The sequence below is a fragment of the Mesorhizobium sp. M0037 genome, assembly GCF_040323635.1.
GTDB lineage: Bacteria > Pseudomonadota > Alphaproteobacteria > Rhizobiales > Rhizobiaceae > Mesorhizobium.
Map to the genome: position 1 here is coordinate 88,649 of NZ_JAMYVB010000006.1, position 15,303 is coordinate 103,951.

Below are 15,303 nucleotides of genomic sequence, written 5' to 3' on the forward strand. Positions count from 1 at the left end.
CTTCACAAACCTACAGCGCTCTCTAATATGAGCGAAATGAAAGATATTTCGGCAGCCATGAACAAAGCTAATATCAACATCACAATGGTGCGCGTCCTGACATCGCTCAGCGAGACGCGCAGCTTCACGAAAACCGCCGAGCGGCTCTGTCTTTCTCAATCGGCCATAAGCCATGCAATGAAGGCGCTGGAGGAGATCGTTGGCGCGCCCCTCGTCATACGTGATCGGCGCGGTGTCGCTTTCACCGCAACCGGCGAGGCGGCTTTGGATGCGGCGCGCGCCGCTTTGCATGCTTTAGGCCGTCTTGCCGGCCTACGGGAACACTCCATCAAAGGCAGAGTACGGCTCGCGCTGGTCAGCAGCGCCTCGGTAAAGATTGCTCCATATGCGTTGAACATTACTTCCGTCCGGCACCCGGAGCTTGCTGTCGAACTGCTCTTGGGCACGGATACCGAGGTGGCGGAGTGGGTCGATCGCGGTGCCGCCGATATTGGACTGTCCTACATCGCCGGCAATTGCCAAGCCGAGGAACTTGTCGACGACGAACTCTTTGTGGCGTCACCGCAAAAGAACTCAGTCCAAGGCGGGTCATTTCCGATCCGCGCTCTCGACGGCCAGCCATTCATCATGTCGAGCGGCGGCTGCGGACCAATGCTTGCCGAATTGTTCCAGGATTTTGGCGTTGCGCCAGTTGTCATCCTGTCGGCGAGCGATATGGCGGCGCTGCTTGCTCTGGTTGGGGCCGGGCGCGGTTTGTCGGTTGCGCCAGGCCTGGCGTTTCCGGCCGATTGGCAGCGAACCGTCGCGAGGCGTCCTCTTGAGCCGCGTGCGCGTCGGCCTCTGCTGCTTCTGTTCTCCAGCAGCGCCGAAGCAACGGCCGTGCGGGCCGTGTGCGCGGCGATCAGAGAGGTCGCCACGAGTTTGCGAGGCGGATAACAGTCAAGGATGTGGATCGACCCTCAATCGAGCTTCCTTCGGGAGACGTCGATCCTCTACAAGGCGCCAGAGACTTCTTCGGCTCTCGATACCAAGCTAATGCGCTTCGCGCCGGTAGATCCACAGCTGCGTCGGCGGGATGTTGCGGAAGATGAAGTCGAAATGCTTGACCGTGTAATTGCCGCGGCCGGGCGGGATCGGCGACAACGGCCCATAGGTCAGCTGTACGATCGGCCGTCCAACCGGGATGCGGTCTAGCAGGCTTTCAATATAGGCGATCCGCTGTGCGACCGGGAAATTGAGCAGCGGCACGCCGGAGACGACGGAATCGAAAACCATACCGCTCTTCTCGCCAAGCGTGGCGTTGAGATTGAAGGCATCGCCCTCGATGACGTTGACGCCGGGATAGAGCTGGCGCAGATGGCGCACGAAATCGGTGGAATATTCGACCGCGTAGAGGTTTTCGGGCTTAACGCCCTGGGCGAGGATTGCACGCGTGATGACGCCTGTGCCGGGGCCGACTTCAAGCACCGGCAGGCCGGACTTCGGATTGACGATGGAAGCCATCTTGCGGGCGGTGACGGAGCTTGTCGGCACGATCGAACCGACCGACTTCGGCTTGTCGATCCAGCCTTTGAAGAATTTGAGTTCGTCGTCGAACTTTTCCGCCAGCGCCTTCCGCAATCCCGGACCACGTGCCATGCAAGTTCTCCTCAACACTCCCCGAACGCTACTTAGCAGCTAACAGGTCCAAGGCAAGGCGCGATCTGGCATAAGATGTTGATGACGTTCGGGAAGCGTGGCGGCCTTAGTTTGGGTTCAGTGCTCGCCGAAGGATTCAAAAAAGTCCTTCATGCGGGCGAAAAAGCCGCTCGACTGGGGCGAATTGTCCTTCGACGACAGCTGCTCGAACTCTTCCAGCAGCTCGCGCTGGCGGCGCGACAGGTTTTGCGGCGTTTCGACCGCGGTCTGGATATAGAGGTCGCCGACATTGGGCTGACGCAGCACCGGCATGCCCTTGCCCTTGAGGCGGAACTGGCGGCCGTTCTGCGTGCCTTCGGTCACTTTCACCTTGGTCTGACTGCCGTCCAGCGTAGTCACCTCGAACGAGCCGCCAAGGGCGGCCGTCGTCATCGATATCGGCACCTTGCAGTAGAGATCGGCGCCGTCGCGCTGGAAGAATTCATGCGGCTTCACCGCCAGGAAAATATAGAGGTCGCCCGATGGGCCGCCGCGCAGGCCCGCCTCGCCCTCATTGGCAAGCCGGATGCGGGTGCCGTCCTCGATGCCGGCCGGGATATTGACCGACAGCGAGCGTTCCTCGGTGACGCGGCCCTGGCCGGCGCATTTCGGGCACGGGTCCTTGATCGTCTGGCCGCGGCCTTGGCATTGCGGGCAGGTACGCTCGATCGAGAAGAAGCCTTGCGTCGCTCGTACCTTGCCGTGGCCATGGCACATCGAGCAGGTCACCGGCTGGGTGCCGGGCTTGGCGCCGGTCCCGGAGCATTCCGTGCATGAGATCGAGGCCGGCACGCGGATTTGCGCGGTCTTGCCGGCAAACGCTTCTTCCAGCGTGATTTCCATATTGTAGCGCAAATCGGCGCCGCGTTCGCGGCCGCCCGACGAGCGGCGCTGGCGCCCGCCCATCATGTCGCCGAAAATATCTTCGAAAATGTCGGCGAAGCCGCCGGCGCCAAAACCTTGCGCGCCGCCATTCATGCCGCCCTGCTCGAAGGCGGCGTGACCGAAACGGTCATAGGCCGCGCGCTTCTGCGGGTCCTTCAGCGTTTCGTAGGCTTCGTTGATTTCCTTGAACTTGTGCTCGCAGGAGTGATCGCCGGGATTGCGGTCGGGATGGAACTGCATGGCAAGCTTGCGGAAAGCACTCTTGAGCTCCTTCTCGTCGGCGCCTTTTTGCACGCCCAGCGTCTCGTAGAAATCAGCTTTCATCTTTTCCCGCAGTCCGGATGCTCAACGTCTTGATGCATGTTGCGTCGTTTGCCGGCACGTTGTCTCGATTTAGGAGCGGTGCTGCCCGGATGCTAGGGCCGGCGCGCTTGTGCCTGTGTTTTTCAGTGACTTTTTCGGCAAGGCCCGCACTTTTTCAGCGAGGGTTGCAAAAAAGCCCGGCTTTGCGCCGGGCTTTCCGCTTTATTTGCCGTCAACCGGTCAGGCCGACTTCTTCTTCTCGTCGTTTTCGTCGATTTCCTCGAAATCGGCGTCGACCACATCGCTATCCTTGGCCGCGTCCGCCTTGGCGTCGGCTTCCGCCGCTTCCTTCTGCGAAGCTTCGTACATGGCCTGGCCGAGCTTCATGGATGCTTCGGCAAGCGTCTGCGACTTGGCCTCGATGTCGGCGGCATCGTCGCCTTCGGCAGCAGCCTTCAGCGCCGTGATAGCCTCCGATATCGCCGTGCGCTCGGTTTCCGAAACCTTGTCGCCATATTCCTTCAGCGACTTCTCGGAGGAGTGCACCAGCGCCTCGGCCTGGTTGCGGGCCTCGACCAAAGCACGCCGCTGCTTGTCGGTCTCGGCATTGGCTTCGGCGTCCTTGACCATCTTCTCGATGTCGGCGTCCGAAAGGCCACCAGAGGCCTGGATGCGGATCTGGTGCTCCTTGCCGGTGCCCTTGTCCTTGGCCGAAACGTTGACGATGCCGTTGGCGTCGATGTCGAAAGTGACCTCGATCTGCGGCACGCCGCGCGGCGCCGGCGGAATGCCGACCAGGTCGAACTGGCCGAGCGCCTTGTTGTCGGCGGCCATTTCACGCTCGCCCTGGAAGACGCGGATGGTCACGGCCGACTGACTGTCTTCAGCGGTCGAGAACACCTGGCTCTTCTTGGTCGGGATCGTCGTGTTGCGTTCGATCAGGCGGGTGAACACGCCACCCAGCGTCTCGATGCCGAGCGACAGCGGCGTCACGTCGAGCAGCAGCACGTCCTTCACGTCGCCCTGCAGCACGCCGGCCTGGATGGCGGCGCCCAAAGCGACGACTTCATCCGGGTTGACGCCCTTGTGCGGCTCCTTGCCGAAGAACTGCTTCACGATCTCCTGGATCTTGGGCATGCGGGTCATGCCGCCGACCAGGACCACTTCGTCGATCTCGCCAGCCTTCAGCCCGGCATCCTTGAGCGCCGCCTTGCAGGGCTCGATGGTGCGCTGGACGAGATCGTCGACCAGCTGCTCGAACTTGGCGCGGGTCAGCTTCAGCGTCAGGTGCTTGGGGCCGGTCGCGTCGGCGGTGATGAAGGGCAGGTTGATTTCGGTCTGCGTCGTCGACGACAGCTCGATCTTGGCCTTTTCAGCCGCCTCCTTGAGGCGCTGCAGCGCAAGCTTGTCGTTCTTCAGGTCGATGCCCTGTTCCTTCTTGAACTCGGCCGCCAGGTATTCGACGAGACGCATGTCGAAATCCTCGCCGCCGAGGAAGGTGTCGCCATTGGTCGACTTCACTTCGAACACGCCGTCGCCGATTTCGAGCACCGAAATGTCGAACGTGCCGCCGCCAAGGTCATAGACGGCAATGGTCTTGCCATCCTTCTTGTCGAGGCCGTAGGCAAGTGCTGCAGCCGTCGGCTCGTTGATGATGCGCAGCACCTCAAGGCCGGCGATCTTGCCGGCGTCCTTGGTGGCCTGGCGCTGGGCGTCATTGAAATAGGCCGGAACGGTGATGACCGCCTTCTCGACCTTCTCGCCGAGATAGGCCTCCGCCGTTTCCTTCATCTTCTGCAGGATCATGGCCGAGATTTGGCTGGGCGACTGCTTCTTGCCGCCGGCCTCGACCCAGGCATCGCCATTGTCGCCCTTGACGATCTTGTAGGGGACAAGCTTCTTGTCCTTCTCCGTCACCGGGTCGTCATAGCGGCGGCCGATCAGGCGCTTGACCGCGAAGATGGTGTTTTCAGGATTGGTGACCGCCTGGCGCTTGGCCGGCTGGCCGACGAGACGTTCGCCGTCGCCCGAGATGGCGACGATGGAAGGCGTCGTGCGCGCGCCTTCCGCATTTTCAATGACCTTGGGCTCCTTGCCATCCATGATGGCGATGCAGGAGTTGGTGGTGCCGAGATCGATACCGATTACTTTTGCCATTTTTCTAGTCTCTCCGCTAAGCAGGCTCTCAGGACCCGTAAGGCGTTCCGACGAAAGCCCCTGTTCACAAGAAATTCCGCTCCGGCAACCGGCATTCCGGCACTGGGCGGCTTGGCGCGTATATAAGAACAGGCGGCATCGGGCGCAAGCATTCTGCGCATGGCATCCACCGCGCCGCGCTTGGCGCCTTTGAACAGCCGCCCGGCGGCCCGGATGTGCTCAAACCGCGCTCAAACCCCCAGGATCTGCGCGATCCCCCGGCGAAGCGCCCAGTCAGGGCTTCGAAACCACAAGAAAACGTCACCTATGCGTGAGAGAGGCGGCTCCTGGCTGAGGAAGGCGCCTGCCCACAGCAGACACAGGCAAAAGCGTCACGCGGCCTGCGACAGCGATTTATGCGCCTCGGCCAGGATTTCGAACGAGCGCACGCGTGCCGCATGGTCGAAGATCTGCGCGGTCACCATCAGCTCGTCTGCGCCGGTGCGGCGCACGAACGCGTCTATGCCTTGCCGGACCGTTTCGGGAGAGCCGACGACGGCGCAGGACAGCGCCTGCGAAATCATGGTTTTTGCCATCGGCTCGAGCGTCTGGTCATAGCCCTCGACCGGCGGCGGCAGGCGGCCGGCCCGCCCGGTGCGCAGATTGACGAAGGCCTGCTGCAACGAGGTGAACAGCAGTTTGGCCTCTCCATCGGTCGGTGCGGCGAAAACGTTGAGGCCGAGCATGACATAGGGCTTGTCCAGCTGTTCCGAAGGCTGGAAGCGCGAACGGTAGATCTCCAGCGCATGGTCGAGTTCGGCCGGCGCGAAATGCGAGGCAAACGCATAGGGCAGGCCGAGCATGGCGGCGAGCTGCGCGCCATAGAGGCTGGAACCGAGGATCCAGACCGGCACCTTCTGGCCTTCGCCGGGCACGGCGTGGATACGCTGGCCTTCCGCGGCCGGCTGGAAATAGCCCATCAGCTCGACGACATCCTGGGGGAAATTGTCTGACGCCTCGAGATTGCGGCGCAGCGCGCGCGCTGTTCCCATATCGGTGCCGGGCGCGCGGCCGAGGCCGAGGTCGATGCGGCCGGGGTGCAGTGCCGCCAGCGTGCCGAACTGCTCGGCAATCACCAGCGGCGCATGGTTGGGCAGCATGATGCCACCGGCGCCGACGCGGATCGTCTTGGTGCCGCCGGCGACATGGGCGATGACCACGGCGGTCGCCGCGCTGGCGATGCCCGGCATGTTGTGGTGCTCGGCCAGCCAATAGCGCCTGTAGCCGAGCCGCTCGGCATGGCGGGCCAGGTCGAGCGAATTTGCCAGCGATTGCGAGGCGTCGCTGCCTTCGACGATCGGCGACAGGTCGAGAACGGAAAGTGCGGTCATGGGCCTCAAGCCTTTACGATGTTCAACTGCCTGACCCTGGTTTCGAAGGCGCGGTCGGGAATGACGATGTCGAGCTGGTGCCAAGCAACGGGTCCATATTCTCGAACGGGATCGCCTGCGGACGCTGGCGATGCAGCGCGCTCAGCTTGTAGAGCGACGCATCGATCGGACCGCGATAGCCAATGCGGTCGAAATAGGAATCGAGGTCGAAGGAGGCATCGTTCATCGCAGGGTCCGGCTTGACCGGCTCGATATAGGCACTCCGCCTGAAGACAACAAATGCGCGATGACGGACAGGCGCGGCAAGCTTATGCTGCGGCCTTTCCGTTCTCTTCGGCCGCTTCCTCCTCCACCACGGCCGTCTGCTGTGCGGCGAGAAAATTGCCGACATGGCTGAGGCCATCGAAATGATCGCAGAACACCTTGACGACGACCAGCAGCGGCACCGCCATCAGCGCGCCGACAAAGCCCCAAAGCCAGGACCAGAAGGCGATGGCGATGAAGATCGCCACGGCGTTGATCTCGAGGCGTCGGCCGACAACCATCGGTGTAACGAACTGGCCTTCGGCGATGTCGCACAAAAGCACGAAGCCCGGCGCCAAGAGGGCGTAGGTAATCGAGTCGAAGCTGATCATCGCAATGACGCTGACCAGCACGATGGTAATCAGCGCGCCGACATAGGGCAGGAAGTTGAGCAGCGCCGCCATCGTTCCCCAGACCAGCGGGTTGGGCATGCCGAGCGCCCACAGGCCAAGGCCGATAACCGCGCCGAGACCGGCATTGATGACGGTGACGGTGAGCAGATAATGCGAGATTTCGCGCTCGACGTCATAGACGACGCGCAAGGCCCGCTTCTTCTCGCTGAGGCTGGCGAAGGACTGGATGATCTTCTCATAGAACATCGTGCCCGACGCCAGCAGGAACAGCGACAGCACAAAGATGATGGTCAGGCTTGTCCCCGCCGACAGGACGTTGCTGGCGGCGGCCGACAGGACGCCGGACTGTGCCATCGCCACCTTCTGGATGCCCGGCTCCTGCGAGGTCTCCGTCATCTGTTCGATCTGATGCGAGATCTGCATGATCCTCTCGAGCGGACGCCGCAATTGCGCCAGCCGCTCGGTGAGTTGTTGGCCGATCGACGAGGTGTTGTTGAGAAGGTCGATGACCGGGCCGCTGAGCAGATACCCGGCAACGCCGAAGAGGCAGATCGACAGCACGACCAACATTGTCGCCGAAATCACTTCCGGAATGCCGCGCTTGCGCAGGAAGCGCACGATCGGTGTCAGCGTCAGCGTCAGCAGGAAGGCGAGAATGACCGGCATGAAGAAAGCACGCGCAAAATACAGCGCGTAGATGGCCATGAACAGGAAGATCCCGATGAGCAGCGAACGCATCAGATGCGTGTCGGCACGCGCCACAACTCTCGCCTCTTCGGTCTCGGCAAGGCCAGCACCCAAAGCGGCGGGTTCGGCTTTCATGATTTTCCCTCAGCGGCGCACCGCAATTGGTGCATTCCCCTGACGGAAACGCCTCTGCAAGCCCAAGGTTCCGTTAGCCGGCAAGGCCCTCAATCCGGGCCGCCCGTCGCTCAGGCGGCTGGCGCTGCGACGGCGACGCCGGGCTTGGCGGTCTCCTTGCGCACGATCGGCGCCACCTTGGTGCCGTAGAGTTCGATCGCCTTCATGATCTTGGCGTGCGGCATGGCGCCGATCGCCATCTGCAGCAGAAAGCGGTCATTGTTGAAGATCTTGTGCTGGGCGACGATCTTTTCCGCCACCTGCTCCGGATTACCGACAAACAGCGCGCCGTTCGGACCACGCGACTGATCGAAATGCGCCCGCGAGGTCGGGCCCCAGCCGCGCTCGCGGCCGATGCGGTTCATCACTTCGGCCTGCGGGCCGTAGAAATCGTCGGCCGCCTGTTCAGTGGTCCCGGCGATGAAGCCGTGCACATTGATGCTGGTGGCAAGGCCCGAGGGGTCGGTACCGGCCCGCCTGGCGGCATCGCGATAAATGTCGAACAGCGGTGCAAACCGCGCCGGCTCACCGCCGATGATGGCCAGCGCCAGCGGCAGGCCGAGCACGCCCGCGCGCGCCGCAGATTGCGGCGTTCCACCTATTGCGATCCAGATCGGCAATTTGTCCTGCAGCGGCCGCGGATAGACGCCGCGGTCGTTGATCGGCGCGCGCAGATTGCCGGACCAGGTAACTTTGACGCTGTCGCGTATGGCCAGCAGCAAATCGAGCTTTTCGGCGAACAGCTCGTCATAGTCCTCGAGATTGTAGCCGAACAGCGGGAAGGATTCGATGAACGAGCCGCGCCCGGCCATGATCTCGGCCCGGCCGCCCGACAAAAGGTCGAGCGTTGCGAACTGCTGGAAGACGCGAACCGGATCGTCGGAGGACAGCACGGTGACCGCGCTGGTCAGCTTGATGCGCTTGGTGCGTTCGGCGGCAGCGGCCAGCGCCACCACCGGCGCGGACGCGGCATAGTCGGGGCGGTGATGTTCGCCCAGACCAAAGACGTCGAGGCCAACCTGGTCAGCCAGCTCGACCTCCTCGATCAGATTGCGCAGCCGCTGATGCGGGCCGATCGCGCCGGAGCCGGGCTCCGGGCTGACGTCGGCGAAAGTGTAGAGACCGAGTTCCATGGCATGTCATCCAAATGTTCTGATTTGCCGCTAGAGGTAGCGGCGAGCCGCCCCGGCCGCCAGAGGGGCGGATAGTGAACAGTGCATGTCGGTTTTTCGGCCGGCTTTGTTTCAGGGAAAACGCGTCTCCCGGCTGCAACAGCCTAAACTTTCATGGCTGGCATACCGTTTTGGCGCTTGAACTCTCGGTTTTCGCGCGTATGTAAGCGTCGCGAATTGACTTCAGGGAAGTGGACTTGGCTATCTACAGGGAAAAAGACATTTTCGAGCGGCGCAATGCCGCGAACGAGGCAAAGAAGGCGCTTCTGGAGCGCTTCAAGTCGAAGCCGGCGGCTGATGATCCTGCGGTTCTGGCCAAACAGGCCGAACGCAAGGCGATTCTTGAGGCTCGCGAAATACGCGAGGCCGAAAAGGCCAGGCTGAAGCAGGAAAAGCTGGCACGCGAGGCGGTCGAGAAGGCCGAGCGCGAGGCAGCAGCCGAAGCGGCGCGTATTGCGGCCGAAGAGGCAGCGCAGGCTGAAGCGAAGATCAAGGAAGCCGAAGAAAACGAGCGCATCGCCCGTTTGCTGGCCGACGAAGCCGAACGCAAGGCCAAGCGCGACGCACGCTATGCGGCGCGCAAGCAGCGTACCGGCAGGACGCCTCCGGGCTTCTCCGCCCGCTAACGCTTCGATCGAAACGATCGGACATTCAGGGTCGCCTTCCAGCGGCCCTGAATGTGTTTGTGCGTCGATTTCCTTGGTTGCTTTGCTCAGGCGGCGAGCTTCAGCCCCATAATGCCGCAGACGATGAGCGCAATGCAGGCGAGCCGGATGGCCGTCGCAGGCTCGCCCAGCAGCCAGATGCCAAGAAGCGCCGTGCCGACCGTGCCGATGCCGGTCCACACCGCATAGGCCGTCCCGACAGGCAGCGTCTTGAGCGCCAGGCCGAGCAACCCGAGGCTGATGATCATCGAGGCGACAGTGAGCACCGTCGGCAGCGGCTTCGAGAAGCCGTCGGTGTATTTGAGGCCGATCGCCCAGCCGATTTCGAACAGGCCGGCGAAAAACAGAAAAATCCACGACATCGGGATGCACTCCATTCCATGAGCATGGCGGGCCGTCCCGGCCGATTTATGGGAAGGCGCGAGGTCGTCCTCGCCGCTTCGACACAAGCGGCTGCGCCGGTGCGATCAACAAAAACACCGGCCGCATCGTTCATGCCGCCGGTGTCAAAATCTGCGCCGAAACGGTTTGTCCGGATTTCAACCGTCCAAGATCTTCCGAGGCGGGCTTACTTTTCCTTGAGCCTCATCGCCTTGACGGGCGGCGCCTTGAGTGCCGGAGCCGCTGCGGGCTTCTTGGCGTCTTTTTTCGGCTTCCGAGCTTCCTTGCCCGCCTTCATCGCACCTTTAGCCATGATTCGTTCCTCCAGTTGCTGGGAGGCCAAGTGAAACAAGAGAAACGCCGGACTGCAAGAGGGCTGCGTCTGTCGCCGGCGCCGTCGGGCCGCTTTCAACCGGTTTCTAATTTGCTCGTAAACCATTCCGGTCCGTGCCATGGTTGCCTTCGCACTGCAGCATCGGCCATGCCTTCGCCCGGCGATGATCAGGCAGTGCGGTCAGGACGACAATGCGAATCCGCATCGGCAGCGAGATGAGTTTCGATTTTCCGCAGGAAACGCCGCTGATCGCGATGCTCAACGTCCACTACTCCAGGGCCTCCGATCTCGAGCGCCCGGATTTCCTGACCTCCAACCCGCCGGTGCCGATCCAGAGCTACCGCGACAGTTTCGGCAATTGGTGCAACCGTTTCGTCGCCCCGCCCGGACGCTTCACCTTCGGCACCGATTCGGTAATCCGCGACCCCGGTACCTTCGAGATGGGCGACCTGATGGCCTGGCAGCATGAGGTGCGCGACCTGCCGTCGGACACATTGCTGTTCCTGTTGCCCAGCCGCTTTTGCGAGAGCGATCTGCTGGCCAGCGAAGCCTGGCGGCTGTTCGGGCACACTCCGCTCGGTATTGCCCGCGTCCAGGCGGTCTGTGATTTCGTCCACAACCACATCGTCTTCAGCTACGGCAATGCCCGACCGACGCGCACCGCGGCCGAAGCCTATCGCGAGCAAAGCGGCGTCTGCCGTGACTTTGCCCACCTCGCCGTCACCTTTTGCCGTGCGCTAAACATCCCGACCCGCTACTGCACCGGCTACATCAGCGACATCGGCCTGCCCAAACCTTGGGCGAGCATGGATTTCGCAGCCTGGATGGAGGTCTATCTCGGTGGCCGCTGGCATGTCTTTGACCCGCGCAACAATTCGCCACGCATCGGCCGCATCCTGATCGCGTCGGGTCGCGACGCCGCCGACGTGCCGCTGACCCACATCTTCGGACCGGGCACGCTGGCTGGTTTCAAGGTGTGGACGGACGAGATCATCGAATAGGGGCGTCTTTCCGCAAGCTGGCCTTCAACCTGAACGACCAGGCGATTCGTGCGTTGTGATGCCTGTGGAGCTCGGCGGCAGGCCGTTACATTGGGCGCCTTGGAGGGACAGCATGGCAGCGCATGGCGGGTCGAAGACGGTCATCTACGCGGCGCTCGCCGGTAATTTAGCTGTTGCTGTGACCAAATTCGTCGCCGCCTTCTTCACCGGCAGCTCGGCGATGCTGTCGGAAGGCGTGCACTCGCTGGTGGATACCGGCAATGGCGGGCTGCTGCTCTACGGCATGCACCGCGCCGCCCGTCCGCCGGACCGCACGCATCCGCTCGGCCATGGCCGCGAGCTGTATTTCTGGAGCTTCATTGTCGCCCTGCTCGTCTTTGCGCTTGGCGCTGGCGTGTCCTTCTATGAAGGCGTCGTCCACATCATGGCGCCTGAGCCGGTCGCCAATCCCAAGATCAACTACATCGTGCTTGGCCTCTCGATGCTGTTCGAGGGCAGCTCCTGGTACGTGGCGCTGAAGGAGTTCCGCCAGCAGAAGGGCAAGCAAGGCTGGCTGCAGGCCGTGCAATCGAGCAAGGATCCGAGCGTCTACACGATCCTGTTCGAGGACAGCGCCGCCCTGCTCGGTCTGTTCGTCGCCTTCGCCGGCATATTGGCGGCCGAACTCCTCGACATGCCCGAACTCGACGGCGTCGCCTCGATCGGCATCGCGATGATCCTCGGCGCCACCGCCATCTTTCTGGCGCGCGAAAGCAAGGGATTGCTCATCGGTGAGCCGGCCTCGGCGGAAGTGCAGGCCAAGGTGCTGGCCATCGCCCAGCAGGATCCGGCGGTGCAGCGGGCCAACGGCGTTCTCACCGTCCATCTCGGCCCGCAACAGATCGTCGCTGGGCTGAGCATCGAATTCGAGGACCATCTGACGGCGCCTGAGATCGAAGCCTGTGTCGAGCGCATCGAGGCGCTCTTGAAAAAAGAAATGCCGGAGATCACCAGGCTGTTCGTCAAGCCGCAGACGACCGGAACGTGGGAGCACCGGCGCAAGCAGGTCGAGGCGGCGTCGGACTAGTTCTGGACCAGCAGTGCACCGTTGGCCCCATCGCCTGGTCCCGCTAAGATCACCCGACGGATTTCGGAGAATCAACCATGAAAATCGATGGTGGGTGCCATTGCGGCGCCATAACTTATGAAGCAGACGTCGACCCGGAAAAGACCTCTATCTGTCATTGCACCGACTGCCAGCAACTGACCGGTACCGCCTTTCGTGTCACTGTTCCCGCGCCTGAGGATCATTATAGGATCACAAAGGGCACACCGAAGGTTTATATCAAGACGGGATCGAGCGGCGCCAAGCGTGCCCAGGCGTTCTGCGGCGACTGCGGTTCGCATCTTTACGCAACGTCGGTTGGCGACGGGCCGAAGGTCTATGGGATCAGGGCGGGGACCGCGCGGCGACGCGAGGATCTCGTTCCGACCCAACAGAAATGGCACCGATCGGCCCTGCACTGGCTTCCGGAATTCGAGGGCGTAAGCATCGTAGAGGCGCAGTAGCACCTGCCCCCCGGTTAAACGCGGCCCAAACCAGCCAATAATGTGCTAGGCTCGCCATCAAACGGATGGCGGGGGATAGCAATGTCGGAAACGGACAAAGTGTTTGCCGGCTCGATTCCGGAAAACTACGACCGCTACATGGTGCCGTTGATCTTCGAGCCGTTCGCCGCGGATTTGGCACGACGGGCAGCGTCCTTGTCGCCCGGCGCCGTCCTGGAAGTCGCCGCCGGCACCGGCGTTGTCACCCGCGCATTGGCGCCAAAACTGTCTCCCGGCGCAAGCTATGTCGTGACCGACCTCAACCAGCCTATGCTCGACTACGCGGCCTCGCGACAAGCTCCCGACAGTCGTATACAATGGCGTCAGGCGGATGCTCTGGCGCTGCCGTTCGAAGATGCGGCTTTCGATCTCGTTTGCTGTCAGTTCGGCGCGATGTTCTTTCCCGACCGAGCCGCCGGCTATCGCGAAGCAAAGCGGGTTCTGAAGACCGGCGGCCATTTCCTGTTCAACGTGTGGGATCGCATCGAAGAGAATGTATTCGCCAATGATGTGACGAATGCTCTTGCGGAGATTTTTCCGAACGATCCGCCCCGCTTTCTCGCCCGCACGCCGCACGGCTACAATGACACTGCATTGATCCGCGGCGAGTTGGAAGCCGCAGGTTTCTCCCGTGTGGTGATCGAGACGAGGGCCGAACAAAGCCGTGCCCCCTCGCCGCGCCTTCCGGCGGTTGCCTATTGCCAGGGAACTCCGCTTCGCAATGAAATCGAGGCCCGAGGAAAATTGGAAGCCGCAACCGATCACGCCGCGTCCGTGATTGCAGCCAGACACGGCAGCCGCGAGGTTGCGGCCAAGATCCAGGCGCACGTGATCGTGGCTACGGTCTAATGCATGGCGCCCAGAAGTGTGCCGCGGTTCTGGGACAACGACATGCATCAAAACAAAGACTTTAATCGTCGCCTTCGACGACACGTAGCCTGAGCTGCCCCGTCTTGGAATCCGCCACCCGCACCCCGGCTTCGGCCTTGGCGGGTCCGCCACCGCGCACTTCGGCTTCGCTTTCGCCAAACTCCAGCGCTTCGATCTTTTGGCCGCGCTTGGTCACCTTCGAGGTCGACACCAGTATCTCGTCGATATCCTTGGCCGACTGGCCAAAATGCGTCTGCAGCCGGCGCACGCGTTCGTCGACACGCGCGACGTCCTCCATCAGCCGGATCACCTCGCCCTGGATCAGATGCGCCTGTTCGCGCATGCGGGCGTCCTTGAGGATGGCCTGGATGACCTGGATCGACAGCATCAAAAGCGACGGTGAGACGATGATGACACGCGCCCGGTGCGCCTTCTGGACCACGGCGTCGAAATTCTCGTGGATTTCGGCGAACACCGATTCCGACGGCACGAACATGAAGGCGGTGTCCTGCGTCTCGCCCTGGATCAGGTATTTTTCCGAGATATCGCGGACGTGAATTTCGATGTCGCGGCGGAAAGCCTGGGCCGCGATCTTCTGTTGTTCGGCGCCATCGGCGGCGCGGATGGCGTTCCAGGCTTCCAGCGGAAACTTGGCGTCGATGGCAAGCTGCGGCGCACCGTTCGGCATCCTGACCAGGCAGTCGGGACGGCTGCCGTTTGACAGCGTTGCCTGGAACTCGTAGGCGCCCATCGGAAGGCCGTCGGCGACGATCGCCTCCATGCGCGACTGGCCGAAGGCGCCGCGCGTCTGCTTGTTGGACAGGATCGCCTGCAATTGCACGACCTGGCCGGCCAGCGACTGAATGTTGCCTTGCGCGGTGTCGATGACCGCCAGCCGTTGCTGCAGTTTGGCGAGGCTCTCATGCGTCGATTTGGTCTGTTCGGTCATGGTTTGGCCGAGTCGGCCGGTCATGGCGTCGAGGCGCTGGCCGATCGACTGGTTGAGTTCGGCCTGCCTTGCGCCGAACACGTCGGCGATGGCGCCCATGCGGCCCTGCATCTCGGCCTGGCTTTGCAAAATGCCGGCCATCCGCGCCCCGGCGTCGCGGGCGTGGTCGGCGGCTTCCGCCGCGGCGATGGTGCGCGCCTTGGCCGATCGCCACAGCGCCACGACAAGCGCCAGGAACAGGCCGAGAAACACCAGCGCGCCGAGGGCCAGTGCATGGCCGAGCGTGATCGTCGTGGCGCCAAGCCGGGCAACGGGTTCGGAAAGGATGGTGCTCAGGTCGTTCATCCCGCCAGCATAGCCGATTCGCAGACCTGGCACAGATCAAAACGTGAACGAGACCGATTCGCACCGGTTGACGCTTCTCCTGCGACGTTT

The 15,303-nt window shown here is 62.5% G+C and carries 16 protein-coding genes; 6 read left to right on the plus strand and 10 right to left on the minus strand.

What is annotated here, in order from left to right; genetic code table 11:
• Positions 1-27: 27 nt before the first annotated feature.
• Entirely contained in the window at positions 28-936 is a 909-nt protein-coding gene (locus NKJ78_RS11935; protein ID WP_352460007.1) for a LysR family transcriptional regulator, read from the plus strand.
• A gap of 96 nt (positions 937-1,032) precedes the next feature.
• On the opposite strand, the gene pmtA is transcribed toward NKJ78_RS11935, so the two are convergent.
• From pmtA to NKJ78_RS11970, 7 genes are all read right to left on the minus strand, one after another.
• Positions 1,033-1,638, minus strand: a complete 606-nt coding sequence (gene pmtA, locus NKJ78_RS11940) for a phospholipid N-methyltransferase PmtA (protein WP_023681321.1) — start codon at positions 1,636-1,638, stop codon at positions 1,033-1,035.
• Positions 1,639-1,755: 117 nt separating this feature from the next.
• Positions 1,756-2,886: a molecular chaperone DnaJ gene (gene dnaJ, locus NKJ78_RS11945; RefSeq protein WP_023681322.1), complete on the minus strand. Its 1,131-nt coding sequence runs from the start codon at positions 2,884-2,886 to the stop codon at positions 1,756-1,758.
• Positions 2,887-3,105: 219 nt separating this feature from the next.
• On the minus strand, positions 3,106-5,022 hold the full coding sequence (dnaK, locus tag NKJ78_RS11950; RefSeq protein ID WP_023673200.1) for a molecular chaperone DnaK: 1,917 nt from the start codon (positions 5,020-5,022) through the stop codon (positions 3,106-3,108).
• A gap of 371 nt (positions 5,023-5,393) precedes the next feature.
• Entirely contained in the window at positions 5,394-6,392 is a 999-nt protein-coding gene (locus NKJ78_RS11955; protein WP_023673201.1) for an LLM class flavin-dependent oxidoreductase, read from the minus strand.
• A 22-nt stretch (positions 6,393-6,414) separates the two neighbouring features.
• Positions 6,415-6,618: an arylamine N-acetyltransferase gene (locus NKJ78_RS11960; RefSeq protein ID WP_023739795.1), complete on the minus strand. Its 204-nt coding sequence runs from the start codon at positions 6,616-6,618 to the stop codon at positions 6,415-6,417.
• Positions 6,619-6,700: 82 nt separating this feature from the next.
• Positions 6,701-7,870, minus strand: coding sequence for an AI-2E family transporter (locus tag NKJ78_RS11965; protein ID WP_023739794.1), 1,170 nt, complete (start codon positions 7,868-7,870; stop codon positions 6,701-6,703).
• A gap of 110 nt (positions 7,871-7,980) precedes the next feature.
• On the minus strand, positions 7,981-9,042 hold the full coding sequence (locus NKJ78_RS11970) for an LLM class flavin-dependent oxidoreductase (RefSeq protein ID WP_352460005.1): 1,062 nt from the start codon (positions 9,040-9,042) through the stop codon (positions 7,981-7,983).
• A 236-nt stretch (positions 9,043-9,278) separates the two neighbouring features.
• Here NKJ78_RS11970 and NKJ78_RS11975 point away from each other — a divergent pair, with 236 nt between their 5' ends.
• Entirely contained in the window at positions 9,279-9,707 is a 429-nt protein-coding gene (locus NKJ78_RS11975; protein ID WP_023673205.1) for a DUF6481 family protein, read from the plus strand.
• Positions 9,708-9,793: 86 nt separating this feature from the next.
• Here the strand turns inward: NKJ78_RS11975 and sugE are convergent, their stop codons facing one another.
• Positions 9,794-10,108: a quaternary ammonium compound efflux SMR transporter SugE gene (gene sugE, locus NKJ78_RS11980; protein WP_023681326.1), complete on the minus strand. Its 315-nt coding sequence runs from the start codon at positions 10,106-10,108 to the stop codon at positions 9,794-9,796.
• 206 nt (positions 10,109-10,314) lie between these two features.
• The gene (locus tag NKJ78_RS11985; protein ID WP_006200611.1) at positions 10,315-10,440 is read right to left on the minus strand and encodes a hypothetical protein; all 126 of its coding nucleotides are present in this window, start codon (positions 10,438-10,440) and stop codon (positions 10,315-10,317) included.
• Between the two features lie 212 nt (positions 10,441-10,652).
• Between NKJ78_RS11985 and NKJ78_RS11990 the strand changes: the two genes are divergently transcribed.
• The 4 genes from NKJ78_RS11990 (at position 10,653) to NKJ78_RS12005 (ending at position 13,898) form a co-directional block, all read left to right on the plus strand.
• Positions 10,653-11,462: a transglutaminase-like domain-containing protein gene (locus tag NKJ78_RS11990; protein ID WP_023687480.1), complete on the plus strand. Its 810-nt coding sequence runs from the start codon at positions 10,653-10,655 to the stop codon at positions 11,460-11,462.
• A gap of 112 nt (positions 11,463-11,574) precedes the next feature.
• Complete coding sequence (locus NKJ78_RS11995) at positions 11,575-12,528, plus strand: cation diffusion facilitator family transporter (protein WP_352562442.1); 954 nt, start codon at positions 11,575-11,577, stop codon at positions 12,526-12,528.
• 77 nt (positions 12,529-12,605) lie between these two features.
• Complete coding sequence (locus NKJ78_RS12000) at positions 12,606-13,010, plus strand: GFA family protein (protein WP_352460004.1); 405 nt, start codon at positions 12,606-12,608, stop codon at positions 13,008-13,010.
• 81 nt (positions 13,011-13,091) lie between these two features.
• Positions 13,092-13,898 (plus strand): class I SAM-dependent methyltransferase, encoded by an 807-nt coding sequence (locus tag NKJ78_RS12005; protein ID WP_352460029.1) that lies wholly within the window; start codon positions 13,092-13,094, stop codon positions 13,896-13,898.
• 61 nt (positions 13,899-13,959) lie between these two features.
• Here NKJ78_RS12005 and NKJ78_RS12010 read toward each other — a convergent pair whose 3' ends face one another.
• Positions 13,960-15,213: a DNA recombination protein RmuC gene (locus tag NKJ78_RS12010; protein ID WP_352460003.1), complete on the minus strand. Its 1,254-nt coding sequence runs from the start codon at positions 15,211-15,213 to the stop codon at positions 13,960-13,962.
• Positions 15,214-15,303 lie beyond the last annotated feature (90 nt).

What these genes read in the sequence shown, in the direction of transcription:
- NKJ78_RS12000 (WP_352460004.1), top strand. Translation starts at nt 12,606, where the DNA reads ATGAAAATCGATGGTGGGTGCCATTGCGGCGCCATAACTTATGAAGCA.
- NKJ78_RS11955 (WP_023673201.1), bottom strand. Translation starts at nt 6,392, where the DNA reads ATGACCGCACTTTCCGTTCTCGACCTGTCGCCGATCGTCGAAGGCAGC.
- NKJ78_RS11960 (WP_023739795.1), bottom strand. Translation starts at nt 6,618, where the DNA reads ATGAACGATGCCTCCTTCGACCTCGATTCCTATTTCGACCGCATTGGC.
- NKJ78_RS11965 (WP_023739794.1), bottom strand. Translation starts at nt 7,870, where the DNA reads ATGAAAGCCGAACCCGCCGCTTTGGGTGCTGGCCTTGCCGAGACCGAA.
- NKJ78_RS12010 (WP_352460003.1), bottom strand. Translation starts at nt 15,213, where the DNA reads ATGAACGACCTGAGCACCATCCTTTCCGAACCCGTTGCCCGGCTTGGC.
- NKJ78_RS11970 (WP_352460005.1), bottom strand. Translation starts at nt 9,042, where the DNA reads ATGGAACTCGGTCTCTACACTTTCGCCGACGTCAGCCCGGAGCCCGGC.
- NKJ78_RS11995 (WP_352562442.1), top strand. Translation starts at nt 11,575, where the DNA reads ATGGCAGCGCATGGCGGGTCGAAGACGGTCATCTACGCGGCGCTCGCC.
- sugE (WP_023681326.1), bottom strand. Translation starts at nt 10,108, where the DNA reads ATGTCGTGGATTTTTCTGTTTTTCGCCGGCCTGTTCGAAATCGGCTGG.
- NKJ78_RS11935 (WP_352460007.1), top strand. Translation starts at nt 28, where the DNA reads ATGAGCGAAATGAAAGATATTTCGGCAGCCATGAACAAAGCTAATATC.
- NKJ78_RS11985 (WP_006200611.1), bottom strand. Translation starts at nt 10,440, where the DNA reads ATGGCTAAAGGTGCGATGAAGGCGGGCAAGGAAGCTCGGAAGCCGAAA.
- pmtA (WP_023681321.1), bottom strand. Translation starts at nt 1,638, where the DNA reads ATGGCACGTGGTCCGGGATTGCGGAAGGCGCTGGCGGAAAAGTTCGAC.
- dnaK (WP_023673200.1), bottom strand. Translation starts at nt 5,022, where the DNA reads ATGGCAAAAGTAATCGGTATCGATCTCGGCACCACCAACTCCTGCATC.
- NKJ78_RS12005 (WP_352460029.1), top strand. Translation starts at nt 13,092, where the DNA reads ATGTCGGAAACGGACAAAGTGTTTGCCGGCTCGATTCCGGAAAACTAC.
- NKJ78_RS11990 (WP_023687480.1), top strand. Translation starts at nt 10,653, where the DNA reads ATGCGAATCCGCATCGGCAGCGAGATGAGTTTCGATTTTCCGCAGGAA.
- dnaJ (WP_023681322.1), bottom strand. Translation starts at nt 2,886, where the DNA reads ATGAAAGCTGATTTCTACGAGACGCTGGGCGTGCAAAAAGGCGCCGAC.